The organism is Microcoleus sp. LAD1_D3 (assembly GCF_036702135.1).
In the GTDB taxonomy this organism is placed as follows: Bacteria; Cyanobacteriota; Cyanobacteriia; order Cyanobacteriales; family Microcoleaceae; genus Microcoleus.
In genome coordinates, this window is record NZ_JAUBSB010000051.1 from 1 (window position 1) to 21,747 (window position 21,747).

Annotated in this window: 30 protein-coding genes; 15 read left to right on the forward strand and 15 right to left on the reverse strand. The window is 44.7% G+C overall.

Annotated features, from left to right (window positions below; all coding sequences use genetic code 11):
• Positions 1-313: 313 nt before the first annotated feature.
• The 3 genes from QUA74_RS22665 to QUA74_RS22675 all read right to left on the reverse strand — a co-directional run bounded on the left by QUA74_RS22665 (position 314) and on the right by QUA74_RS22675 (position 1,962).
• The gene (locus tag QUA74_RS22665) at positions 314-718 is read right to left on the reverse strand and encodes a hypothetical protein (RefSeq protein WP_194060144.1); all 405 of its coding nucleotides are present in this window, start codon (positions 716-718) and stop codon (positions 314-316) included.
• Positions 719-844: 126 nt separating this feature from the next.
• Positions 845-1,027: a hypothetical protein gene (locus QUA74_RS22670; RefSeq protein ID WP_333333710.1), complete on the reverse strand. Its 183-nt coding sequence runs from the start codon at positions 1,025-1,027 to the stop codon at positions 845-847.
• 68 nt (positions 1,028-1,095) lie between these two features.
• The gene (locus tag QUA74_RS22675) at positions 1,096-1,962 is read right to left on the reverse strand and encodes a helix-turn-helix transcriptional regulator (RefSeq protein WP_333333712.1); all 867 of its coding nucleotides are present in this window, start codon (positions 1,960-1,962) and stop codon (positions 1,096-1,098) included.
• Between the two features lie 143 nt (positions 1,963-2,105).
• Between QUA74_RS22675 and QUA74_RS22680 the strand changes: the two genes are divergently transcribed.
• Entirely contained in the window at positions 2,106-2,492 is a 387-nt protein-coding gene (locus QUA74_RS22680) for a DUF2834 domain-containing protein (protein WP_333333714.1), read from the forward strand.
• A gap of 1,184 nt (positions 2,493-3,676) precedes the next feature.
• On the opposite strand, the gene QUA74_RS22685 is transcribed toward QUA74_RS22680, so the two are convergent.
• From QUA74_RS22685 to QUA74_RS22710, 6 genes are all read right to left on the reverse strand, one after another.
• Complete coding sequence (locus QUA74_RS22685) at positions 3,677-4,309, reverse strand: hypothetical protein (RefSeq protein ID WP_333151713.1); 633 nt, start codon at positions 4,307-4,309, stop codon at positions 3,677-3,679.
• Positions 4,310-4,416: 107 nt separating this feature from the next.
• Positions 4,417-4,737 carry a hypothetical protein gene (locus QUA74_RS22690; RefSeq protein ID WP_333333717.1) on the reverse strand — a complete coding sequence of 107 codons (321 nt, stop codon included), beginning with the start codon at positions 4,735-4,737 and terminating at the stop codon, positions 4,417-4,419.
• 71 nt (positions 4,738-4,808) lie between these two features.
• Positions 4,809-5,048, reverse strand: a complete 240-nt coding sequence (locus QUA74_RS22695; protein ID WP_333103592.1) for a hypothetical protein — start codon at positions 5,046-5,048, stop codon at positions 4,809-4,811.
• 14 nt (positions 5,049-5,062) lie between these two features.
• The gene (locus QUA74_RS22700) at positions 5,063-5,482 is read right to left on the reverse strand and encodes a hypothetical protein (protein ID WP_333333719.1); all 420 of its coding nucleotides are present in this window, start codon (positions 5,480-5,482) and stop codon (positions 5,063-5,065) included.
• Positions 5,483-5,614: 132 nt separating this feature from the next.
• Positions 5,615-6,433: a siphovirus Gp157 family protein gene (locus QUA74_RS22705; protein ID WP_333333721.1), complete on the reverse strand. Its 819-nt coding sequence runs from the start codon at positions 6,431-6,433 to the stop codon at positions 5,615-5,617.
• Between the two features lie 164 nt (positions 6,434-6,597).
• Entirely contained in the window at positions 6,598-6,933 is a 336-nt protein-coding gene (locus QUA74_RS22710) for a DUF3846 domain-containing protein (protein WP_333236980.1), read from the reverse strand.
• A 136-nt stretch (positions 6,934-7,069) separates the two neighbouring features.
• Between QUA74_RS22710 and QUA74_RS22715 the strand changes: the two genes are divergently transcribed.
• The 7 genes from QUA74_RS22715 to QUA74_RS22745 all read left to right on the forward strand — a co-directional run bounded on the left by QUA74_RS22715 (position 7,070) and on the right by QUA74_RS22745 (position 12,725).
• A complete protein-coding gene (locus QUA74_RS22715) occupies positions 7,070-7,294 on the forward strand; it encodes a hypothetical protein (RefSeq protein WP_333333723.1) in 225 nt (74 codons plus the stop codon).
• A 125-nt stretch (positions 7,295-7,419) separates the two neighbouring features.
• The gene (locus QUA74_RS22720) at positions 7,420-9,087 is read left to right on the forward strand and encodes a hypothetical protein (RefSeq protein WP_333333725.1); all 1,668 of its coding nucleotides are present in this window, start codon (positions 7,420-7,422) and stop codon (positions 9,085-9,087) included.
• Positions 9,080-9,235: a hypothetical protein gene (locus tag QUA74_RS22725; RefSeq protein ID WP_333333727.1), complete on the forward strand. Its 156-nt coding sequence runs from the start codon at positions 9,080-9,082 to the stop codon at positions 9,233-9,235. Before QUA74_RS22720 ends, QUA74_RS22725 begins: the two co-directional genes overlap by 8 nt.
• 42 nt (positions 9,236-9,277) lie before the next feature.
• On the forward strand, positions 9,278-9,592 hold the full coding sequence (locus QUA74_RS22730) for a hypothetical protein (protein WP_333333729.1): 315 nt from the start codon (positions 9,278-9,280) through the stop codon (positions 9,590-9,592).
• Between the two features lie 49 nt (positions 9,593-9,641).
• The gene (locus tag QUA74_RS22735; RefSeq protein ID WP_333333731.1) at positions 9,642-10,439 is read left to right on the forward strand and encodes a mobilization protein MobD-like protein; all 798 of its coding nucleotides are present in this window, start codon (positions 9,642-9,644) and stop codon (positions 10,437-10,439) included.
• 683 nt (positions 10,440-11,122) lie between these two features.
• A complete protein-coding gene (locus QUA74_RS22740) occupies positions 11,123-12,244 on the forward strand; it encodes a DUF6753 family protein (RefSeq protein WP_333333733.1) in 1,122 nt (373 codons plus the stop codon).
• Between the two features lie 58 nt (positions 12,245-12,302).
• Positions 12,303-12,725 (forward strand): hypothetical protein, encoded by a 423-nt coding sequence (locus tag QUA74_RS22745; protein WP_333333734.1) that lies wholly within the window; start codon positions 12,303-12,305, stop codon positions 12,723-12,725.
• Here the strand turns inward: QUA74_RS22745 and QUA74_RS22750 are convergent.
• On the reverse strand, positions 12,667-13,428 hold the full coding sequence (locus tag QUA74_RS22750; RefSeq protein WP_333333736.1) for a hypothetical protein: 762 nt from the start codon (positions 13,426-13,428) through the stop codon (positions 12,667-12,669). The two genes, QUA74_RS22745 and QUA74_RS22750, sit on opposite strands and share 59 nt — an antisense overlap.
• Before the next feature lie 28 nt (positions 13,429-13,456).
• A complete protein-coding gene (locus tag QUA74_RS22755; RefSeq protein WP_333333738.1) occupies positions 13,457-13,759 on the reverse strand; it encodes a ParB N-terminal domain-containing protein in 303 nt (100 codons plus the stop codon).
• A gap of 171 nt (positions 13,760-13,930) precedes the next feature.
• Between QUA74_RS22755 and QUA74_RS22760 the strand changes: the two genes are divergently transcribed.
• From QUA74_RS22760 to QUA74_RS22770, 3 genes are read left to right on the forward strand one after another with little or no spacing between them, the layout of a single operon-like run.
• Positions 13,931-14,206, forward strand: coding sequence for a hypothetical protein (locus QUA74_RS22760; RefSeq protein ID WP_015179741.1), 276 nt, complete (start codon positions 13,931-13,933; stop codon positions 14,204-14,206).
• 39 nt (positions 14,207-14,245) lie between these two features.
• On the forward strand, positions 14,246-14,866 hold the full coding sequence (locus QUA74_RS22765) for a Uma2 family endonuclease (protein WP_333333740.1): 621 nt from the start codon (positions 14,246-14,248) through the stop codon (positions 14,864-14,866).
• Positions 14,853-14,999, forward strand: coding sequence for a hypothetical protein (locus tag QUA74_RS22770; protein WP_194060119.1), 147 nt, complete (start codon positions 14,853-14,855; stop codon positions 14,997-14,999). Before QUA74_RS22765 ends, QUA74_RS22770 begins: the two co-directional genes overlap by 14 nt.
• 109 nt (positions 15,000-15,108) lie before the next feature.
• Here QUA74_RS22770 and QUA74_RS22775 read toward each other — a convergent pair whose 3' ends face one another.
• The 3 genes from QUA74_RS22775 to QUA74_RS22785 all read right to left on the reverse strand — a co-directional run bounded on the left by QUA74_RS22775 (position 15,109) and on the right by QUA74_RS22785 (position 17,185).
• Positions 15,109-15,630 (reverse strand): hypothetical protein, encoded by a 522-nt coding sequence (locus tag QUA74_RS22775; protein WP_333333743.1) that lies wholly within the window; start codon positions 15,628-15,630, stop codon positions 15,109-15,111.
• Between the two features lie 185 nt (positions 15,631-15,815).
• Positions 15,816-16,175 carry a hypothetical protein gene (locus tag QUA74_RS22780; RefSeq protein ID WP_333333745.1) on the reverse strand — a complete coding sequence of 120 codons (360 nt, stop codon included), beginning with the start codon at positions 16,173-16,175 and terminating at the stop codon, positions 15,816-15,818.
• 284 nt (positions 16,176-16,459) lie between these two features.
• Positions 16,460-17,185, reverse strand: coding sequence for a hypothetical protein (locus QUA74_RS22785; protein ID WP_333333747.1), 726 nt, complete (start codon positions 17,183-17,185; stop codon positions 16,460-16,462).
• A 163-nt stretch (positions 17,186-17,348) separates the two neighbouring features.
• Between QUA74_RS22785 and QUA74_RS22790 the strand changes: the two genes are divergently transcribed.
• From QUA74_RS22790 to QUA74_RS22800, 3 genes are all read left to right on the forward strand, one after another.
• Positions 17,349-18,581 (forward strand): ATP-binding protein, encoded by a 1,233-nt coding sequence (locus QUA74_RS22790; protein WP_333333749.1) that lies wholly within the window; start codon positions 17,349-17,351, stop codon positions 18,579-18,581.
• A gap of 483 nt (positions 18,582-19,064) precedes the next feature.
• On the forward strand, positions 19,065-20,576 hold the full coding sequence (locus QUA74_RS22795) for a reverse transcriptase domain-containing protein (protein ID WP_333333751.1): 1,512 nt from the start codon (positions 19,065-19,067) through the stop codon (positions 20,574-20,576).
• A 100-nt stretch (positions 20,577-20,676) separates the two neighbouring features.
• Positions 20,677-21,168 (forward strand): hypothetical protein, encoded by a 492-nt coding sequence (locus QUA74_RS22800; RefSeq protein WP_333333752.1) that lies wholly within the window; start codon positions 20,677-20,679, stop codon positions 21,166-21,168.
• Positions 21,169-21,365: 197 nt separating this feature from the next.
• Here QUA74_RS22800 and QUA74_RS22805 read toward each other — a convergent pair whose 3' ends face one another.
• Positions 21,366-21,503 carry a hypothetical protein gene (locus QUA74_RS22805; RefSeq protein ID WP_333333753.1) on the reverse strand — a complete coding sequence of 46 codons (138 nt, stop codon included), beginning with the start codon at positions 21,501-21,503 and terminating at the stop codon, positions 21,366-21,368.
• Between the two features lie 74 nt (positions 21,504-21,577).
• Between QUA74_RS22805 and QUA74_RS22810 the strand changes: the two genes are divergently transcribed.
• The gene (locus QUA74_RS22810) at positions 21,578-21,718 is read left to right on the forward strand and encodes a hypothetical protein (protein ID WP_333333755.1); all 141 of its coding nucleotides are present in this window, start codon (positions 21,578-21,580) and stop codon (positions 21,716-21,718) included.
• Positions 21,719-21,747 lie beyond the last annotated feature (29 nt).

Genomic DNA, 21,747 nt, shown 5'->3' on the forward strand with positions numbered 1-21,747 from the left:
GTTCTGAGTGCAATTTATCTCACTTAGCCCCAGTCTCCCATAAAATAGGTACTTTATTTCCGCCATGCTGTACTAGGCATTTTCAAGTAGGCGACATTGGGTCGTTAGACAATGAAGGTGTCTTGGCTGTTTTGAATTACTGCTTGGGAGAATTTGTTAGCTAGCTGTGGGTAACACCCCGCTTGTGGAGGCGTTAATGTGGGACTCCCACTCCCGCAGCTAGCTATATTGGTAATGGCCCGACTTATTACTAAGCCGGGCCATTACCAAGCTATCCGAGGATATGAATTAGAAGCGTCTAGCCTACCACCGATCAATCTTCAACAATGGAGTTGTTGAATGTAACTGTGATGTCAGCATAATCTCCGCCCTCATCATCATTATTAACCCTTTCAGAATGGGAAGCATTCTTACCGCGCGGAACCAAAACAACAAAATCTCTCTGACCATCCAGATCGCCTGTACTTTCGCTGGTTCCTTCAAAAAGTTTAGCATTTCCATTGACTCGGACATCTCCATTATCCAATGCCTGAGCGACTAAAGTAAGTTCAACGCGGCACTCTCCTCCCCATCGACACTCCAGAGAGAGAACATTTTGAGGCTGGGAATCAGAGAGTACAGTTTCTCGGGTGAGAGAAGCATTACCATACTCATTCGATCCGAATGTCTCATCATCAACTCCAGAAATATAACCAGATGCGGTTAATCGTCTAGCCATGACTAATCTCCTTAATCTAAATCTATGTGCTTTCTATCGAAATTGGGCGTTGCTGATTTATGGTATGAACGACTCAATCTGCAAAAAATAAAACAAGCGCGTCAGAACATCTTCGGAATTTCCAACTTATTTATTTTCATACTGTGATTCAGCAACACCTAACAAAGATTTATCAGGATAGGGCTTTTTCGTAATATCGAAGCGACGCGCGAGCAACCAGACATTCATTGGGCGATCGGCCCTCGCGCTGCCCGTTGTGCGGATGGTTTCTAAGATGGCCTCGACTGTTTCAGGGGAATACTTCGACATTGAGTGCGCTAACGATATGTGTGCCCATATTAGCCCACCGGCCCCGGCTTTCTGGGGAGTACCCATCTCTAGTGGGGTGCCCGTGTATCCCTGTAAAAGTTTGCAAGATTGGTTTGCGCCACCTCATCTGCCGGAAACAGGCTTTCAATCCGCAGTTCCTGCAACGTGATGTCATGAGGAGTACCTAACGTGGCGATCGCCGAAAATAAGTTAAGGCTCAGTCCGTCTTTGACAAACTGTACCGTCAACAAGGGTAGTTGCCAGGTGCGGGGTAGGGATTGCTGCCACAAGCGGGGGGCATCTGGATAAGCTTGTAGTTCTTGAAAAAGAGCCATAGATTCGTCGCTATGTCCATCGACGAACGCTTCTCGATACACCCGTTGCATCAGATGGCTAGCAATTTCTTCCCAATTCCCCACAAACGGCTTGAACCCTTGAGGATGAAACATCAGCCGCATCAGATTAATCCTGCCGTTGATGCAGAAATGGTGTTGCAGCTTCTCTGGATGAACTAACCAATTGGTGAGCTGTTGCGCGGCTGTATTGCTCTGGATTAAATTCCAATAACGATCCATTACTAATGCCGGATAGGGTTCTTGCTGGCGCAAGATAAACTCTATGGCTTTGCGGATCGGTTCAACTTCAGGCGCTGATAAATCGCTTTGGGAATAAATCGGCGCAAAGCCCGCCGCCGTGAGCATGATGTTTTGATCGCGCAGAGGAACATCTAGCACAGCCGCCAGTTGCAGTACCATATCCCGGCTGGGATTAGCTCTGCCTGATTCTAAGAAGCTGATATGCCGCTGAGAGACATTGCCAGCTAAAGCCAAATCGAGTTGACTCAAACCGCGTTGATTGCGCCAGTGTTTGAGCAGATTCCCAAAGGATGCGTCTCGGTTTGGAGTTGATTGCGTTGAGGTTGAAGCGATCGCCATTTTACTATCCTTATTACCTCGTAGGTAATTGTTTATATTATCTCGGAGGGTGACAATCAGAGCAACAGGGTTGATGACGAACTTTTACGCTTCGCCAAACCAAGTCCCTGTTGAAGTGCTGATAACAAAAGGAAAGTGAACCTATGTCCAATGCAACTTATCTACAGCAACTACCTACATCCAAAAAAATTCTGTCAACCCAATCGCTTTATCTCCTGCTAACGATTATTGGTGCGATCGCGCCTTGGAGCTTTCTGCTGAAGTTCTTTCTCCAGAATGGTCTTGATCTCGATTTGTTTTTCCAGAATGCGTTCGCTAATCATGTCGCTTCTGCCGAAGCAATAGATTTGCTCATTTGTGCAGATGTCTTCTTCTGTTTTTCATTTATTGAGCTGAAGCGATTAGGTTTGTCTCGTCGCTGGTTGTTTGTTTACGTTGTCGCTACTTTTGGCATTGGTGTATCTTGTGCTTTGCCTTTATTTTTATATTGGCGCGAACGAGCATTAGAAATCCTAAAGTTTGAGGATTAAGCTCTACGTGGAGACTTTCTGACTACAGCTCCGCGTTATCCTTATCGGCTGGCAAGGCTAATAAAGTCAGCCGCGCCAGCCACAAACACCCGTCAGATTGACTCGGCATCTGTGTGAGCCATCAAAACCCGCACTCGGAAGATTTGCCGAGTGCGGGTTTTGGGGCACGACCTGACACAAGTCGAAGTCGTAGAACATCGCTCTGGCAGTGGAGCCTACATTATGAGGGTTACCGCTGGCGGTTTGTTGCAGTGTATAAAAAGTTGGTAAGGGCCGCGTCGGTGCAGCCCGCGAGCCGATTTTCGCTTATTAGCCGAATTCCTGTGGGAGAATCAAGGCAGCGTTGAAGTTGACCTTGACTGCTGACAACTTAGAATTTACTTTCACTTCGATAACAAAGCGATCGCCATATTTTGAAAAGATGAGCTTTTACCGCTATGCCTAAACCAAAGAGGTATCCCGACAATTGGCAAGAGATTGCGCTTTCGGTGAAAGAAAACGCGGGGTGGCGTTGTGCAAAGTGCCATCAACAATGCCTCCGACCCGGTAAACTCCGACCCGGTAAACAAAGCGGCTTAACCAAATCTGAACGATGTGCCTTAACTTTAGCGGTGCACCATCGCAATCGGATACCGGAGGACAATCGCCCAGAAAACTTAATCGCTCTGTGTACCGCGTGTCACCTGTCCTATCACAATCGCGGTCAATCAAACGTATCGCCAGGGCAATTATCCTTGTTCCCCGATGATGGCATTGACTGGGATATTATGGAGTGCTCTCTGGAATCGGCATGAAACAATGTATCCGATCCGAATCCGCTGGTGTCCGTTTACTTTGTTTAAAGGTAGCTTTACAGTTTTCCAGCGCGAGCGTGTTCGCCGTTGAAGAGGAAATTTCGTATTTTTGTTTAACAACCAGCCGGGAAGTCCCTCGGTATATTTAGAGGGGATTAATCTGAGCGCTGCGCGAAGTACCCCGAATAAATTACTGCAGGGACTTCCCGGCTGGTTGTTAAAGGTCTTCGTTACTGTTAGAAAGCTGCCAAGCATCGAGAAAATTACTGAATAAATTGCTTTATCCCTCCAAGTCAATCGCTTCATTGGCTAACTCCGCGTTTGCTACACTATGGGTGTTTTGTACCCATGCCGGGGCTGTAATATCGAGACTTCTCCGGCATAGATAATTTAGTTGCTCTCTAATTGCTGGTGGTATTTCTTACCTTCTGAGATTCTACGCTTGAGGGTGTCTAATGCCCTCACCGCTGTCCAATTACCCAGATTAGCTAATTGGATATATTGCTGTATCAATTCTTCGGTGATTTGTTGGTCTAGCCACTGCACCAATTCTGCGGTTGCGAGGCGCGCTTGGGGATTGGTGTTGCCGAACATCTCGAACATTCCCAAACGCTGCATTTGCTCTAAGGTCATACTTTCCACCGCTTTCACGGCTTCTTCAAACTCTTGGGCGGTCAACTGGGACGGCTCATGGGGATGCTGCTGTAACAGGAAATAATCGATTTCTTTGTACGCGCCGACATACATTTTATGGCGAACAGTGTCGCATAAAATTGCGTGTTCGGGCAATTCATCATCAGAGCCTAAGTTGTAAGATTCTAAGTGGATTGCGAGAGTTATGTGTTCTATCAGTGGCGCATACACGGCGTAGTAGCTAAATGTAGCCATTGCTCTGCCATTACTCCATGTGGCTTTGCTTCCTTGGTAATAAAGAGCAAAGTATTGAGTGTTGTTGACTCCCACCATCCCCGGTAACATGGGTGGCATCGCTACGGGTAATTCGATGAAGTGTGTTCCTAACATGATTCCTCCTTGTTCAAGTAAAAGGGCCTGGAAACGCTGGCTTTTTGCCCTTTAGTGGATTCAATATCTACCGTTGTTTTAGTCAATGCTCAACAACGAATTGCTCTTTATTTTGTTATTATTTCATTTGAGTTACCTCCCAGATATCGGGGTATTTTAAATGTTTGAATCCATTGGGCATCAACACGAACCATCATTTCTGATGAATCATTTTTGATGGCATTCAGCCAAGGATTTTTCGCATCTCTCAGAATAAACTCTACTTTAATAGACTGCACGAACACTTCAGGCGGAACCCGACTAGCTTCAATCCATACCCCCTCATCAAACGGGTTGATTGGATAAATCATTTTTTTGAAGTTATACACATTGTCGTGATAGCAGTAGGGATACTCATAGCGCGATACCATCCGATAGGAATGAGACATGGGATTGTACTTTATCAATGAGAAAATCTGCATATTTTATGACTCCATTAATCCAAGAGTGTAGTAGTTATCTAACAATCGATCGAAAGAAAACAGCCGTTAGATTGATAAGCCAAAGTTATCTTTAGTTCAAGCCCTTCTGTTCTCAAAACTTTTTCTGCCTCATCCAACAGCTCAAAAGAGTTGAACCAAACTTGAATGATGCCCTCAAGTTTATGATGCTTTAAGGTGTATCCTCGTTCGTGATGGGAAGGGTGACGGCATCTCACGAAGCAAGCCGTTCTGAGGAATGTGTGAATGTTTCTGGTCATTTTTATGTGTTCTGTTATTCAAACAGGATGAGAGCGCTACTTTCTTGGCGTTTCCCGTAGTCTGGGTCTACCTGCTTTCTCAACGCTTCAAACTCATCAAATAACTCACTCCGAACGTACTTGGTGTTGTTTCTAGAGCTTAGTTTGTAATAGGCGTGTTGCCATTCTGCAAAGGCATTCAATGATGCGCTGCTGTGCAGCAACCAATCGCAGTTGTTGAGGTGCTTGAACCCCCACTTTTCATCAGTCCATTCGGTGTTCGCATTATCCTTGCTATGCCAGCAAAGATACACCGCACCTGGGAATCCTTTGAGTAGCACTATTTCGTACAAATTCCAAGCTTCTGTGTAACGGTAGCAACTTTCTTCGTTGATGCACTCTCCGCCTTCATCTAAACCCATTTGAGTACAATCTAACCCTAAACAGCAGTGCATTGTGTACCTTTAACTTAGTTTTATTTCTACACTAGCGACAGCTATCTTATTAAAATTACTTTTGTTTTTATGTTAACATTCAGCAGGAAATAGTCCGTGGTAAAAAGTGATTATTTGCTGCTTAATGGCAATCTATAAAACGCTCAAATGAGTTTCGCGTCCTCCGAATTGTGCAACTTTCTGAGCTTCGATATCTCCCGCTTCCAAGGCTTGTCGGATGACTGAATTATCGGGCGATACTTCAATGCGTTGAAACTGGGGAGGAAGTTGATTTACTTCACAAGGGAGTTTGAGGGGCAAAACTCCGCCATTGTTGCTGATAGTTAAGTGGATGCGGCGCAGGCTTAGTTTCTTGACACCCTGAGATTTGAGACAGCTCTTGAGTTGCTGTTTCATCCAATCCACCCATTCGCTATCCGATGCTGCGAGTTTACTCAGGCGTTCTGCTTCAGATTTACGTTGTTTGCTCAGGGCATGGCGGTTGGTAATGGCAACGCAGTAGTTATCAACTTTGGAAAGCCATTGCTCGTAGGTACTACCCCGTTGTTCTAAGAGTTGTTGCACCGCTACTTCTAATTCGGGTGTGATTTCTTCACCTTCGAGGTTGTCGATTAGTTCATCCAAGTCCTCCAGTTCTACAGTGAGTAAATGCAATGACTTAGTGCGCCCTCGGTGAGCCTCACAGCGACTGGAAATCAGAGCACGTTGGTCTGGGTTCATGTGTTGCCATGCTTGCTGCACAATTGAGTCGGTTTCAGGAGTTTCGGGGGTGTCGTATTGTGCTTTTAGTTGAGCTTTGAGGGCGGTCAGTGCTTCTATTCCCTGCTCTGAGGTTGCTAGTAATTGAGTGCAAATAACATCCAATAAGGACGTATTGGGCGTATTAGCCGTAGATTCAGTCGATGTGACAGGTTCTTGAGATGCGGGTAATTGTGTCTTCTTTGTGGGCATGTGTCGCAATTGTTCTAATTGTGATTTACAACCATTGCGATAGCCATTTTGTTTGAGTTATTTTAGTTATTAAGTTTATCAAAAATTAGCTATTAGTAAGACGTTATTATTATATTATTTTAAATAAGGAAGTTGCCCCAAGCGCAAACTTGAGGCATGATAGATTAGATCCTGCTCGCAATAATCAGATTTGTCGCGACTAATTGAAACTGAACTTCGGTCAACCCTATTGTTTCACCATCATCCGTACAGGCAGTAGCAATCACTTGACCGCCAAGTGCAATACTGCGACGAGTAATGCAGGTTAAGGGCAATTCCTTGTATAAGAATTCCTCATCACAGATTAGGTCTATCGCAGGATCTGGAAATTGATTCGGGACATATTCTATGAACGCAGGTTCACCTGCAATGCCCACTCGGTTTTGCAAATCTGCAAGTTCCAACTTTTCTTCTACTTCCAGCCGATGGATTCCTGTTGAATTAATCAAAGCGTAGAGCATAGCTTACTCCCTATTTTTTACACCCTAGCGGTAGCCCTTTACTTGAAATTTTTCGTATATTTAAAATTACTCTTGATATTAAGTTGATTTAGTATGACCTCTGCTTACCACCTAACTCGCCCAACTCTGGTGGTTAGTGCTATCACGCCCGCGATCGGCAAATCATGCGGGTATTGCTTACAGCGATGGCGTAATTAGCAAGTGGGGTACGTTCGAGAAGTGCTACTCCGACACCGAACTCAAACACTTTATTGAAGATACTTTGGGCGTACCTGCTCGGTATCTCACTCACAATACCTACACCGTTTCTCATAACTCTAAAGCTCTTTCCCTGATAATCCACCCAAGATTTTTTCCTTAAAAGACAGTCTGTCCCCGCCATTTGGAGGGGGCTATTTTAATTATCCAAAACCACCGGATTTGGTGAGGTCAGACTTAAACTGAAGCCAATACTATCATTTTATAACGTAATAAAAGCCAGCGTTTATGAAGAAAAAATCCTCAATACCAGATGCGATTCTGGCTATAGATTTTGGCGGCTTATCTACTAGAGTTTTCTGCCAAAGCTCGCAAGCAGGCAGTAAAGCAAGCTCCTTTGTAATGGAATCGCAGGTGGGGCCGGTGAGCCAAGACATAGCCAATTGTTTCACACAACCCAACCTCGCATCAGCATCTCCCGAAAATATTGCTTGGGTGGCAATTGGCAATGAATGCCGAGCCGTTGGCTACTTGGCAGCATCGCAATTTAATGCTCACATCGGTTTAGCGGGACTGAAGTACAGTAGCGCTTTGTACAAAGCTCTAGCAGCTTTGTGGGTAGTGTCGCGGAAGTTAGATTTAGGCAATCAATTTAGCGCTGCGATCTCCGTTTTCTTGCCCCCAGGCGAATTTAATGACTCCAAGCAATTTTTTGAGCTATTAAGTCAATACTCTGCTTCATTTGAAACACCCACCGGCAAGCTATCGGTCACCCTGGACAAAACCCAAGCTTTGCAAGAAGGGGGCGGCATTGCTTTGATCCACAACAGTAATTTAGGTTCAGCCTTCAAGCAGCGGGTAACTGCCTTTGTTATGGTAGGATTTCGCAATGCTTCGGTAATAGTTTCGGCACGCGGTGCTGTCGGTAAGGGCAAAACTTCAGACTTAGGAATGGTAAGGTTGGTAGATTTAGTTCAAGAGCGAACCTCTAACTACGATGCTTCCCGTTTGGCTTTATCAATCGCTCAAGCAGGCGTAAGCTACAACCGCCCTTACTTTTACCGAATTGCTCGGAATCGAGAGGAGACAGCGAAAGATCGAGAAGTTGACCAATTGATTGAAGCAGTCAAGCTGTCTCGCTTCGACTACGCTCGAATGCTATCTCATTGGATTAATGAAGTGCTGCCGCCCGATTTAGATGAAATTGTATTTTGCGGGGGTACTTCTGAATATATGAAGCCAGAACTGCGAAATCAGTTTTCTCATTATTCGCTGTCTTGGCACGCAGGTATAACAGTGCCAAAAACACTTGACCCTGATGGTTTAGGTTGCCGCATAGCTGATGTTTACGGACTATTTTCTTACTTCAAATCTCAGTTTGAGGTACTGAGGCAAAGGTCTGTTGCGGCAACTTCTCAGAGGGCAGAAGATACAACTTCTACTTCAGGAGATGCTCCACTCCCTGCAACTGATATACAGAGTGTAAAAGAATGTGCTGAACAATCTACCAAGCCAAAATCTGAACAATCTACCAAGCCAAAATCTGAACAACCTACTCACCCCAAATCCGAGCCACCTACTAAATTAAAACTTGAGCAATTTACTCACGCTAAATCGGAGCAATCTACTGAACAAAAATTTGAGGAATCTACTGAACAAAAGACTGAAGATATTACTGAACAAAAAATTGAAGAACCCGCTGAACAAAAATTTGAGGAACCCACTGAACAAAACACTGAAATTATTACTGAACAAAACAGTGAAGTTTGCGCTCAACAAAATGCTGATTCAAGTATCAAAGATAGCTGCTTAGATGATTCTAATAAATGGAGTGAGGAGGAGGAGTCGTCCAATACAGAACCTTCATTAGAGGAATCAGAAGCAAACTTAGATGCAGCTCTCTTATTGGGAGGACCCTACCGAGGTGCTGGAAAGAAGGTGAGGAATTATGCCTAGAAAACGTTACAAGGAATTTTGCTGGCGCTGTCAAGTTTTGCCAGATTCCGAAGACGCTATCTTGCTATCTTACCTGCAAAATCATCCTTTTTTTAGTTTCCAGGAAACGATTTTACCTCTAATTAAAGCGCGGTGGCTGTTAGCATGATTACGCAATAGCGGTAGTCATTCTAGTACAGACTTAGAGTATTTGAGGCGAGAAAGCATTAATTTTTTGCTCAGGCAGATAGATGAAGTTTGCCGAGATGCGGGATTTAACTGTACCGAGTTAGGAGCAATTGCCCCTGGTATTTCTTCGGGTTTAATTCCTTTAGCTACTTTCCCTCACTTATCGAATTCAGGTGCATCTATTGCTACGGAATTAACTGCCCCTGAGAGTTCAAATCCCGCAAGTTTGCCCGAAGAAAAAGAACCAGAGGAATTTTCGGGAGAAGTTGAGTTTGAAAACAGCGCATTTAACTTAGCTGGTTTCGATCCAGCAATGGTCGGGCCTAGCTTTAGTTAAAAATTATTAAGTCTTGAATAGACATCGACATCCAGCAAGGAGGAATGAAATGACTAACATGATTCACTTGGTTGACGGCGAGAAAGGTGGCGTAGGCAAGTCGATGCTAACTCGGATTCTGGTTGAATTCAATCAGAAGTATGAACTGCTGTACACGTTAATTGATGGTGATTTTCAAAATCCTGACGTGCAGCAGCGCTATCCTGAACACAATGCAAAAATCGTAGCTTTAGTTGAAGATGAAGAGAAGTTTTTCGATATCGATATTATTTTTGAAACAGCAGTAGAAACTCCTGTGATTGTCAATTTACCAGCTCGGGTTTACAGCATTATCAACAAATGGATTGACGAAGCTAATTTAACCTCTCCTGATTTTAAAGAGCAGTCAGGAGTTGATGTATGCAAGTGGTTTATTTGCGGTGGCACGACGGACAACATTGAGATGTTTATTGACTCTTTCAACTACTTTGAAGGTCAGCTCAATCACATTTTTGTCCGCAATTTTGGAGTTTGCAAAGATTGGTCGCACGTACAAAGCCATAAGGAAATGAACAAGCTCATTAATAATTACCGAATTCCTGTGGTAGACTTGCCGGCGCTGAGTGCAAGAGAGCGCAAGTTTATTGATACGAAGCGGTTGTCATTTTCTCAAGCAATGAAACACTCTGAATTCTTCTTGATTAGTCAGCAGCGATTGCATACTTTTCTGGAAGACTGTTTCCGTCTGATAGAAGATGTAGGTTTGTTTAACAACGCACCCAATCGCAATAAAAAAGAAGTCATCGCTCCCTATGAACAAAAAAAAAATGAGGAAATGCAGATAGAAAATGAGCAACAAAATGAGTAACCAAATAAGCAACAGGTTGTAAAGTCTCAGGAGGCTGTATGTAAAAAAGGTATCGTAAGCTTTTAAGAATCTAAATTAAGGCTTACACACAGACTCTACTGATAGGGTGTGCCGAAACCAGCCCGCTGGCTGAGTGCAATCAACGCAGTTGTGTTATCCCAGGCGTTGGATATTAGCAATAAACGTTGTTTATTGCGTTTAAATTCTGAAAATAAGAAGATCGATCGCCCGCTACGAGATTTCCAGGGTTTCAAAAACTTCTTCACCACTGGGTCAGCGGGCTGGGTGTGCCGAAACACATCTTAATACTACAGATAGTGTCTAAACCGATAATTTGCGGGTATTCCTGTAAATTTTACAGTCATATCAATTCCGGTTGCACTCAGACATGATGTTGACTGTTGACCCTTCGACCCTTCGGCTACGCGGTTCCTGAGCGTAGTCGAAGGGCAGGGCGACGCTGTTGACTGTGAATCGAACAACTGAAAATTGCGCCGAGATAGGTGGCGACTTGTAACAATCATTCATGAATTGCCCTCTAATTTATCACCTGACGATGCAGCCGGAAACGATATCAATGGGTGATGAACTCGTTAGGAGACGGACAAAATATGAGTTCACACTATAGAATGCGCGATGCCGAACAGCATAAAGATTAGGATTTTGATTAGGTAGGAGGTTAAATGTGCGATCGACTTTTAGAAGAACTTTCCGAAGTTGACTCTGAAGAGTTTGGCGAGATATTGGAAACGCCAAGGGAACAGGGCAGACTTAATAATACCAAAAATAATTCCATACAATCCGCTGAAAATTCGCAAAGTTTGCCCGATTCTTCAGATACATTCCCAGAAGATGCAGTAGAAGAAAAGTTGAGATTAGATGGGAATAAGCTAAATGAAGAGGAGTTTTGGGAACTCATAGACGATGATTCGAGGGAAAGAGAAGCTCTGAACAGAGATCCTTTATCTGCCCCTCCCATGTACGAGAGAGATACTGAGTCACTAATCAGCCAGGTACTCAAGGGCAAAGACTCCAAATTTCGCTCTCATGTCATTCAGACAGCTTACCGATACGGTCTCAATAAAAATGACCCGCTTTTTATCGTATTGCTGGCGACAGGTCAACTCGAACTGCTGTTAGAAAAAAAACCGCAAGAGATTGACCAGTTTTTCAAGAATTGGCAATCTCAATGGCAACGTGATTTGAAAGATTCTCAAGCTGTCATCTCTCAAGAATTGGAACAAGTTCGCCAGCTTACTGAAAATTGGGAAAAAGAAAGCAGGGAGTTTTTAGAACGGCAGGGAAAAGCGGCTGTTAAGGTGCAACATCGCCACATTTCTAACTCAGTTTACACCCTAGTGCGACAAGCAGCTTTAGAGAAAGTTGCTCACGATATTTGGTCGGTGATTTTTGGGAGCGGGGTAGTGTTAGGGGCAATGGCGATTGGCGCGTTTATCGGGTTAGCGCTGCCCCGGTTCATTCCAGCGCCTGAACTCGACCCAAAAGGGCCGCGCCAGCTCACTTTAGAACAAGCCGTAGCGCTCGAATGGGGGCTGAGCAAAGAGGGTCAGTTTGCTCGCAAGAACGCGGATACAATTCAGTGGGCAACCAGCAATGAAGGGAAATATGCTCGCCAACTTATGAGCTGGAATCAAGCTTTGTTGAGCGAGAAAGGTGACAAAAAATTGTGTGAAACTGAGATAAATCGATTGGGGGTGACGCTGACAGTAGAGGGTAAACCTGCACAAAAAGGATTTTGTACTTTGTGGATTCGCTCCCCTCAAGAACGAAAGTTTGTTCCTTGAGGGCAAATACTAAAATCGAGAATGGGATGTAAATAAGTTACCTTAACAGGAGAAATCTATGATGGCTAATTTGAACAATCAGCCGTTATCTGACCAAAATCAGAAGCAAGTGCAGTCGCAAATATCGGGTGTTTTAGTTGCACTAAATGACCCATTCGATGAGATGGTTTGGGATTACTGTTTGAGTCAAACATACCCAATATCGGAACAGATTAAGATTGTACTGAGTGCTTTCTGGGGGCCGTTTGCTGCCAAAAATGCTAGCAAGTCTCCTGAGCGAGTGCGAGCAATAGCTTGTTATTCACTGCAACAATTAGCAGCTCAACAAAAATTGATTGACTCAGTGTTTGAACTGTCAAGTGAATCAACTAAAATTTCCGAAGTTATTGCTGTTCCCCAAAGGAAAAATAGTTGCAAGGTACTCAATCAAGTTTGTGTCTATCCTCAATCTGTTCTAAATACTGCAATTCGGTGGGAGTAAGAGCCGTTGTTCTTTCTAACAAGTGGAGGATTTCTATCTCAAAAGGATCTAGATTTCCTAATTGGTGAAGTCGGCCAGTGCGATCGCAAATTTCTTGAAGTCCGGGTTGATTTTCGAGCGGCACGACGGTGAGAGCCGAGTGTTTGAAGGTGTACAAGTGCATAGTAACGGTGGGGATGTGTCGCATCCACACAGTGGCGGTTCTCTCCCCGACTGACTGAATGCGGCCTAACCTGCCGTTAACGTCTTGGCGATCGGGCGCGTATACTTCTACTAAGGAACCAATTTTGAGCGTCAGGTGATGAGCGATGGTAGGTTCACCTTCAGGCTTTACTTTTTGGTCGTCGCGCCCCTGTAAAGTTTTGGCAACCTTAACCGGACGGCTGCGAGCATCAATCGCCAAAGCAATGACCTGCTTCTTGGTCATCCCCGCAGAGCGATTCAGTATTTTCCACTTCATATCCTCTCCTCCAATAGAACTCAGGGTGTCTACTGCTTTAGCAAACTGAGCGTCTCTGCGAATTGTTTTTGGGGATGCCTTGAACTGTGCCCCCAACTTTGTCTCTGTTTTCAAGTGGTCAAAATGACCACTTGATTTTCTGTCTCCGCCGCGGGACTGTTTGGTGAGTTCGTACCAAGTGCCGCGCAAATAGCTGACTGACTCAGACGTGAGATTGCGGCGGCCCAGTTGATTGAGGAGCATCCAAACTTTGACGGTGTTAGGGCTGCCCTTAAGACATCTCTACAGTTTGGTAGGGGATGCCGTGCGCCGTACAAATAGCATAGCGGTTGTGACCGTCGATGAGAATTTTTTCCTCAGCCCAAACCACCAAAGGGTCCCGACACCCTTTCTCTTGAATGCTGGCTTCTAAGGTAGCAAACTCGCTCGCACTCAAAGGAGGGATAAGCGTTTGGAAATTTGGGTCAATCCGCAGGGAGTCTGCAACAGTGTGGTAGTGCTTTCGGGTTGAGCCTCGCAAAACTACTAAAGGTTGACGCTGCTCGCTGCCCGGTGTCTCCTGAGTTGGGTGCATTTCCTAGTGCCTCCTGAGATAAGTCAACCCCTGACTTGCCAGCCCCAAAGCCAGACACCAGATTGAAGAAGTTGACTCGTATAGGTTGATTCCATATTACCTATAGTACCACGGAAAGCTGCTCGTAATGTGGGATAATAAAGAAAAAAGTCGAAAGGATAATGTTGCAAAATGCCCCCAAGCAAAGGAACGCAGCTCCACCCCAACTCTCTAGCTAATTTAAAGTTAGGCGGAGGCGAACCTCGATATGAGGAGCCAAAAAAGCAAAGGAACATTCAGGTAACATCTGCGGGGTGGGAAGGTTTTCGCGCTATTGCTAGAGAGCGCGGATTGAGTTTGAGCGAGTTGATCGAACAGATTGGCAGGCGCAAGATTACTTTGACTGACGCCGAGGAACAAAGTCGCAAACAACCCACAGCCAATCTTTCAGGTATGGCGAGGCTTTGAATAAAGACGTACATTGCCGTCGGATGAGGAAAAAACACAATGGTTCAATCACCTCCAAACCTTATAACTGTTGATGAATTTATTACAAACTACGGCGACAGCGATTGCTACGAACTGATTGATGGTGAATTAACCGAAATGGAACCAACAGGGCCGCACGAACAAGTATCCGGTTTTCTGGGACGAAAACTGAATGTAGAAATTGACCGCCTGGATCTACCCTACCTTATCCCCCCTCGCTGTCTCATCAAACTATTAGGAACAGCAACAGCCTTTCGCCCCGATGTGCTTGTATTAGACCAAACTCGACTAATTAATGAACCTTTGTGGCAACAAGAACCTGTAATTACATCAGGTTCCTCAATTAAACTGATTGCTGAAGTCGTTAGCACCAACTGGCAGAACGATTACGCCCGCAAAGTTGAAGATTACGCCATACTAGGAGTGCCTGAGTATTGGATTGTTGACTATCTGGGCATTGGTGGCAGAGAATATATTGGCAAACCCAAACAACCGACAGTTACTATTTGTACGCTGCGAGAAGACGAGTATCAAAAACAGTTGTTTCAAAATGACGATATGCTTATTTCATCAATCTTTCCCGACTTGCAATTAACAGCGCAACAAATCTTCGCGGCAGGCAGATATGCTGCTATCTAGCTTATATCCAGGTAACGTCGGTAGGATGGAGGAAATTCGTGCGATCACAATTGAACGGGGATTGAGTCTCAACGAGTTGAGCGAACAGATTGGCAAGGGTCGGATTCCCCTTGGCGCTGAAGAAAGTAACTAATAGCTTGGTCAGGAAAAGGAGGGTGCATTCAAAAAAACTTTCTATCAAATCGTTACCATAAGTTGTTTTGAAATAAAAGAATAATTGGCTTGTTGATTCTCCGAGCGTGCTAACTAACTCTCAAAATTTGCTCAATTAGGGAGACAACTTGCTGCGGTTCGTGCTCAAAGTGCTTCTTAATTTGAAATTTTAACGAATCTGCTGGCACATCTTTTTTGTTGAGTTTAATGCGAATATGCTCACTTCGTGGGAGAGTGGAATTGAGCGCTCGAATAACGGTGCGGCATTGTCGAAGAGTCAGGCTATCGACTTGAATGAAGGGTAGATTTAATGTGTCGGTATCGAGTTGAATATTAGAAGCAAATTCGGCTTTAACTTGTCGCGAAGAGGCGAGGCGCTGTTCTTCTGTGGGTTCTGGAGTTGCTGCCGATTCGGTAACAGCAGGAAAGGAAGCAATTTCATTGAGAAGAGGCACAAAATCTGGGGCAAGTTCTGCTGAGAGTTTTTCATAAGGATTCATCCGCTTCGATGCTAACAGCGTAGCGATATAGTGAACAATTAAGCCACCGTAACCAAAAATTACCACAGTTTCAATTGTGAGGGTGAGAAAATGCTGAATATGTTCGTACATGATTATAATTTATTTGCAAGTGGAACATCTCTCAAACGCGCTCGCGTTTAATATCAAAACCTTACTAAAGCCTTCTGAGAATGCGATCGCAAATATCGCAAATCGAACTGATGCGGTGGGTGGGCGGGCAAAACAAATCCTGCTTGGAGCAGGATTTTATCCCCTTTATCGGGGGTCGTCATTGATTACTTGATAAAATCATCAATCTCTTCATTATCGTCAGTTGCCTTTTTCTTATGAGAAGCTTTGACTGCCGATTCGATATAGCGGAAGTGCAAGTCAATCACTGCTTGCTCAGATGAAAGCCAGTAAACGTTGCTCAAGATTTCTTCAAGCATCTCGTCAGCCGAGTAGCCTTCATATTGCTTGTTAAACCAAGTATTGAACGCTTCCCAGTCAAGAGCTTTACCTTTCTGCAACTGTCGTTGTTTGGCACGTCCCGTTAACTCGCGGGCAACGTGCAAAAACATCTCAAAGCGCTGTTCTTCAAGAGTTCCTGCAAATTGCTTTTGCATCGGAGTTGGAGCGGATTTGCGATTAGCCATGATTAACCCTCAAGCGTGTTTTTTCTTCACAACTAAAGCGACGGCAGTCTGCTAATTACAATTAATTCAAAAAAATTAGTGGGTGGGTGAGTGGGTAAAATTAAATTCACAACCAAGGTCAAAATTTCCTTGATTGTGAATTTGTTGGGTCTGCTTCCCAGAGCGTCCTGATTCGGACGGTGGCGACAATCATTACCCAGCATCGCGATTCGTGGAAAAGGCCTCGATAGAGGCAAAAAAATGCTCTGCTTTTTCAGCAGAGCTTTCTAATCAAACTTTAGCAATTATTCGTCGTCTTCCTCAAATTCTTCGTCTTCGTCTAAACTAAAATCATCCTCATCATCCTCATCATCCTCATCCTCATCGCCTTCAGAGTCTTCGTCATCCTCATCAATTTCATCGAGTATGTCATCAATTTCATCATCTTCATCATCTAATTCGTCGTCGTCATCGAGTTCTTCAGTATCTTCTTCAGAGGATTTAGCTAACTCGTTGCGACGCTTTAAGCTTTGAGCATTGAACTCCATTAAATCGGCAATGGCAGCTTGCGGGTTGTCAGCAATTGTATCGTAAAGTTGGCTCATCGCTAAGGCAACAACTTCGACATCATACTTGAGTTCCTCGGGTCGGCCAACTAGCTTGGGAAACACAGTATTGTTCCACTCTTGCCAGTCGAACTTTTTACCATTGCCATTACCGTTGCGCTTATTCAACTGAGCTTGAATATCCAATCCCAGTTTTTCGCGAATTGCGTGGCCAACCTTTGTCGAAATACGGCTATCGCGACGCTGAATTGTCACACCGTACTTCTTATGAATTGTATTGCGAATCTGTTTGACTAGCTCGCCAGCAAGTTGCTCCGGGCTGAGGTTAGGTTGAGGTTTTGATTTGGCTCCATTGTTACTGCCGACTGTTTGACTGTTCTGCTTTTCAGACGGTTTAGATTTAGCAGGCACTGCTGACTGAGAGCGAATAGGAGTGGCTGCGGTTTGTTTTTTAGTTGCGACCATGATTGACAATTTAACTTGCTTAACATCAATTTATTAGTGCCGTTAGGCACAATTACCCCCTCCGGTTGAGGGGGCGTATTTCGCTCATTAGCAGGAAGTTAAATCTTAATTATGTTAGTTAAATTATTATGTTAAACATCCTGTATTTAGTTGTATATGAATCATGAAAAATTTCAATAATTGGTCAAATTTAAGAGTTATTCAAACTCCCATTGTTGCCCTCGAATATTACAGTGCCGATCGCCAAAAAATCTTGTCATCATTTCATCAGTACGCCAGTGAGTGTTGTTTACCTGTTTATTATTGGAATCCCGGCTATGCAACTCTTCAACAGGTGCGGTGTTTGGATAAACATCTCCCGAAATTAGGTGGTCATTCAGACTTGACAAGCATTTCAGATATTTCGGAAACGTATAACAGTGAATGCGTCCTATACAAAACTGAGCTATCTGTCGAGAGTGATGTCCTGCAATTTCTGCTGGAAAATGACTGCCCCGGTATCTTTTTGTTAGAGGATATTTTGGAATCAGAGAGTAGCGAACAGCCTCTTATCCGCCGTTATTCTCAATTGGCTAACGCATTCTTTGAGCTGAAAGGGCGTTGGGCCGAGCAATATTGGGTACTGCTGGGTGAGTACATCCAACTGCCATCAAAGCTAAGTCCATTAATTCCTCTACTCAAATGTCCGTTACCCGATCGTTTTGAAGTCGAAGTTCTTGTAGATAATTTTTGCGATCGCAATTGTTCCCTTGATTTTGGTTCAGATGCGGTAGCTGCTAAAAAACGGCTGGCTGTTTCTAGTCTAGGGCTGCCAACTGCTGAAATTGAATTGGTGTTAGATCGATCGCTCTCTGTGACCGCTTCAGTTGTCCAAATCGCACAGTTGGTATTGGAGCATAAAATATCGCAACTTCGAGACCAGGGGTTGGAGTTCATTGCTTCTCCAGACGTGCCTCATGCTGGCGGTTTAGATTTATTAGACGCTTATTTGAGCGAAGTCGTAAAGCTGTCAGAAGCTGATGCCAAGAAATACCACCTCAGACCTCCCAAAGGAATGCTGCTGTGGGGGCCGCCGGGGACGGGCAAAAGTTTGAGTGCGAAGCTAGCTGCTAAGAAGCTAGGTTATGCGCTTTTAGCAGCAAGTTGGGGCAATATTCTAGGTTCCTCTAATCCCGACCGCGCTCTCAACAAAATGCTGGATACAGCCGATAATTTGGGCGGCTGCGTGCTGTTCTTTGACGATTTTGACAAGGGTTTTTCTGGCTGGGAATCAAATGCTGATGGCGGTGTAGCTAGACGGCTGTCGCAGAAATTGCTCACCTGGATGCAGGGTGCGATTCGTTGTAGCGTGAATCACGGTACTCAACCCGTACATAACGCTGCCAACCAAATCTAGAAATAGATTTGGTTGAACTCTCGGTCTGATGCGGGTGAAAGTCTCGCCTACCAGACTCAGGTATGACTCCCTATCTGCCCACGCCGACTAGACTCGATTTCTAGAGAGCGAAGCTGGGAACAGGGCGCAATCAGACATCCGTTGTGGGGTGACACTGGCGCTAATGGGGGGTTTCTACGGTGAAACAGAGCCTAGAAAAGCGACCTACCAGGAAGCGGGACACAATGCAAAAACCCGACTTAATTGGAGACAATCCCGCCGCATATCCTGCATATAGCGGCAAGAGTCTAGGGATTCCAATGGTCGAATTGGCTACACCTAACGAAACGAACAATCTAACCGAGGGAACGAATAAAAACGGTTCAAGGGTCAAGGGAATGTCAAAACCTAAGTAGGACAGACGAGAGTCGGAATCCCCTTGAATCGGGTAGGACAGACCGTAATTGGTCTGAGGTGTTCAGAATACACAAGTTGGAGCAGAGCATGATTAGACACAGCAGTAATGCTAGTGAATCTTGGAAGACCCTCCCCTGGAAGAAATTTCAGAAGAACTTATTCCGCCTACAAAAACGAGTGTACAAAGCGATTCAAGTTGGCGACAAGCGCAAAGCTATGTCCCTTCAGAGGTTGATTCTCAAGTCAACCGCCGCCAGGATGCTGGCAATACGCCAGGTAACGCAGCTAAATGCTGGGAAAAGAACGGCAGGTATAGACGGTAAAGCCTCACTCAACCATGAGGAAAGGCTGAATCTGAGCAATGAACTTAGAGCCAAAAGTAGCAACTGGAAACACCAGAAACTACGGGAAATACCCATACCAAAGAAGGACGGGACAACTCGCCTCCTAAAAGTGCCTACCATTGGGGATAGAGCTTGGCAATGTCTCGTCAAGCTTGCCTTAGAACCAGCACATGAGGCAACTTTCCACGCCAGGAGTTACGGGTTCAGAACAGGTAGGGCGACACATGACGCTCAGAAAATCTTGTTCAATAACCTACGATCCGCCTGCAACGGAATAGAAAAACGAGTCATTGAACTCGATATCGAAAAATGCTTCGATAGGATTGCTCACAAATCCATAATGGAACGACTCATTGCTCCAAAGGGTATAAAACTCGGAATATACCGATGCCTTAAAGCAGGAGTCAACCCAGAATTCCCTGAACAGGGAACCCCGCAAGGGGGGGTGGTGAGTCCCCTACTAGCTAACATTGCACTCAATGGCATAGAGGACATCCACCAGTCTGTGCGATACGCAGATGACATGGTGTTCATTCTCAAGCCCAAAGACGATGCAGTGGCAATACTTGAGCAAATAAGCCAGTTTCTAGCAGAAAGGGGGATGAAGATTAATGAAAAGAAAACCAAGCTAACCGCTACGACAGATGGGTTTGATTTTCTTGGCTGGCACTTCAAAGTGCAAAGTAACGGAAAGTTCAGATGCGTTCCTTCAGTGGATAATTTCAAAGCTTTTCGTCAGAAAGTAAAACACATCGTCAACAACTCGAATTATGGTGCTACCACAAAGGCTGAGAAATTAGCCCCTGTAGTTAGAGGCTGGAGGAATTACCACCGCTTTTGCAAGATGGACGGGTCAAGAAACTCGCTATATCACATCCAAGCAAGGGCTTACAGGGTATTCAATAAGGAATCAAAGCAGAATCGCCATACCAGCAAGAAATTGCTGGATAAAGCGTTCCCAACGGTTCCGCACTCCGAAAACAAACATATCAATGTCAAAGGGGAGAAATCACCCCACGACGGAGATATTGCTTACTGGAGCGAACGTAACAGCAAGCTCTATGATAGCGAAACCTCTAAAGCTCTCAAAAAGCAAAACCATTCATGTGGTCATTGCGGCTTAAAAATGCTTAGTGGCGAGAAGGTACACCTCCATCATGTCGATGGAAACCATAAAAATTGGCAGAAATATAACCTTCTAGCTATCCACGAAAGCTGCCACGATTACATCCACATGAGCAAAAGCGAAAGCTAAGAACATCGGGAGCCGGATGCACCGAAAGGCGCACGTCCGGATCTAACTGAGAGGAGCGGGAGATAATACTCCCCTTCGACTCAAACAACATGAGAGCCCCGTGTTAATGTTAGCTACTGTTAACCGCTTAGAAATGCTGCCGGCTGAACTTATCCGCAGATTTGACGACGGCGGAATCTGGTTTGTGGATTTGCCACACAGCGGCGCTCGCTATGAGATTTTCAATTTGCACTTAGCTAAGTATTTCCCAGAGCAGTTTGGGGAAAGAAAAGAGAACCTTTGGAGCGACAGGCAGTGGTATTCATTACTATCTGATTATGCCGGAGCAACGAGTGCTGAAATTGCGATCGCAGTAAAGCGCTGTGCTGAACGAGCCTATTGTGAAGGGCGACCGGGTAAAATTGAATTGGCCGATCTGCGTTATCAGAGAACTCAGTTTGTGCTATCGTCTGAGCGTTCTTCTGAAGATATCCAAGGGATTCGCAACAAAGCGTCCTTTGCTCGGCATGCTTCTGGGAGGGATGGGTCTAAATTTGCGGCGGCAGAGCAAGAATTATTCGAGTATCGGGCACCTGCTTACGAGAAAACTTGAGTGTACGAGCGACAGCAATAGCAGGGTTTTATTAGCACCGAAAATCAATTCCAAGATTTGTGCCGCATTAGATGGTGCGGTGCAAACAAGAGAAGTCTTCGCATCTTACTCTTATTACTTCGGATGCATTTATCTCGCTATTGCTTAAAACCATTGTGGGATACAATACATCGGTGTGATATAGCTATCAATTCCCTTCAATCTCCTTCGACTTCCACAACCAAATGATAAACCCGCAAACTCGGATGTTCGCCAAGCAGCCGCCAACAATATCCCTCAATTGTATTAAAGTTAGCTATTTTTTTCTCTAGTTCCTCTGCTCCTTTTTGCAGCATTGCTAGCTAAAATTCAAATCTATCCATGTTTGATTCGGAGATGGCTGATTGGCTACTATTAAGGAATTGGCGGTTTGGTTGGCACAATTTTTGAGATATCTGCGGTTGATTATTTTTGGATTGTTGATAGTTTGGGGGACATCTGTTTTTCGCAAAAGTTGGTGACGCCGGAATTGTTTAAGCGGTGGAAGAATGGCGATCGCCATTCTGTTTAAAATTAGATTAATAGAGGTTGCAATTCCAG

Coding starts and splice junctions, on each gene's coding strand:
- QUA74_RS22670 (WP_333333710.1), bottom strand. CDS start 1,027: ATGTCGAAGTATTCCCCTGAAACAGTCGAGGCCATCTTAGAAACCATC.
- QUA74_RS22750 (WP_333333736.1), bottom strand. CDS start 13,428: ATGCTCCTCAATCAACTGGGCCGCCGCAATCTCACGTCTGAGTCAGTC.
- QUA74_RS22690 (WP_333333717.1), bottom strand. CDS start 4,737: ATGTCTCATTCCTATCGGATGGTATCGCGCTATGAGTATCCCTACTGC.
- QUA74_RS22740 (WP_333333733.1), top strand. CDS start 11,123: ATGTGCGATCGACTTTTAGAAGAACTTTCCGAAGTTGACTCTGAAGAG.
- QUA74_RS22705 (WP_333333721.1), bottom strand. CDS start 6,433: ATGCCCACAAAGAAGACACAATTACCCGCATCTCAAGAACCTGTCACA.
- QUA74_RS22770 (WP_194060119.1), top strand. CDS start 14,853: ATGCTGCTATCTAGCTTATATCCAGGTAACGTCGGTAGGATGGAGGAA.
- QUA74_RS22760 (WP_015179741.1), top strand. CDS start 13,931: ATGCCCCCAAGCAAAGGAACGCAGCTCCACCCCAACTCTCTAGCTAAT.
- QUA74_RS22725 (WP_333333727.1), top strand. CDS start 9,080: ATGCCTAGAAAACGTTACAAGGAATTTTGCTGGCGCTGTCAAGTTTTG.
- QUA74_RS22805 (WP_333333753.1), bottom strand. CDS start 21,503: ATGCTGCAAAAAGGAGCAGAGGAACTAGAGAAAAAAATAGCTAACTTT.
- QUA74_RS22795 (WP_333333751.1), top strand. CDS start 19,065: ATGATTAGACACAGCAGTAATGCTAGTGAATCTTGGAAGACCCTCCCC.
- QUA74_RS22685 (WP_333151713.1), bottom strand. CDS start 4,309: ATGTTAGGAACACACTTCATCGAATTACCCGTAGCGATGCCACCCATG.
- QUA74_RS22720 (WP_333333725.1), top strand. CDS start 7,420: ATGAAGAAAAAATCCTCAATACCAGATGCGATTCTGGCTATAGATTTT.
- QUA74_RS22785 (WP_333333747.1), bottom strand. CDS start 17,185: ATGGTCGCAACTAAAAAACAAACCGCAGCCACTCCTATTCGCTCTCAG.
- QUA74_RS22745 (WP_333333734.1), top strand. CDS start 12,303: ATGATGGCTAATTTGAACAATCAGCCGTTATCTGACCAAAATCAGAAG.
- QUA74_RS22775 (WP_333333743.1), bottom strand. CDS start 15,630: ATGTACGAACATATTCAGCATTTTCTCACCCTCACAATTGAAACTGTG.
- QUA74_RS22710 (WP_333236980.1), bottom strand. CDS start 6,933: ATGCTCTACGCTTTGATTAATTCAACAGGAATCCATCGGCTGGAAGTA.
- QUA74_RS22695 (WP_333103592.1), bottom strand. CDS start 5,048: ATGACCAGAAACATTCACACATTCCTCAGAACGGCTTGCTTCGTGAGA.
- QUA74_RS22675 (WP_333333712.1), bottom strand. CDS start 1,962: ATGGCGATCGCTTCAACCTCAACGCAATCAACTCCAAACCGAGACGCA.
- QUA74_RS22765 (WP_333333740.1), top strand. CDS start 14,246: ATGGTTCAATCACCTCCAAACCTTATAACTGTTGATGAATTTATTACA.
- QUA74_RS22680 (WP_333333714.1), top strand. CDS start 2,106: ATGTCCAATGCAACTTATCTACAGCAACTACCTACATCCAAAAAAATT.
- QUA74_RS22735 (WP_333333731.1), top strand. CDS start 9,642: ATGACTAACATGATTCACTTGGTTGACGGCGAGAAAGGTGGCGTAGGC.
- QUA74_RS22755 (WP_333333738.1), bottom strand. CDS start 13,759: ATGCACCCAACTCAGGAGACACCGGGCAGCGAGCAGCGTCAACCTTTA.
- QUA74_RS22700 (WP_333333719.1), bottom strand. CDS start 5,482: ATGCACTGCTGTTTAGGGTTAGATTGTACTCAAATGGGTTTAGATGAA.
- QUA74_RS22665 (WP_194060144.1), bottom strand. CDS start 718: ATGGCTAGACGATTAACCGCATCTGGTTATATTTCTGGAGTTGATGAT.
- QUA74_RS22790 (WP_333333749.1), top strand. CDS start 17,349: ATGAAAAATTTCAATAATTGGTCAAATTTAAGAGTTATTCAAACTCCC.
- QUA74_RS22780 (WP_333333745.1), bottom strand. CDS start 16,175: ATGGCTAATCGCAAATCCGCTCCAACTCCGATGCAAAAGCAATTTGCA.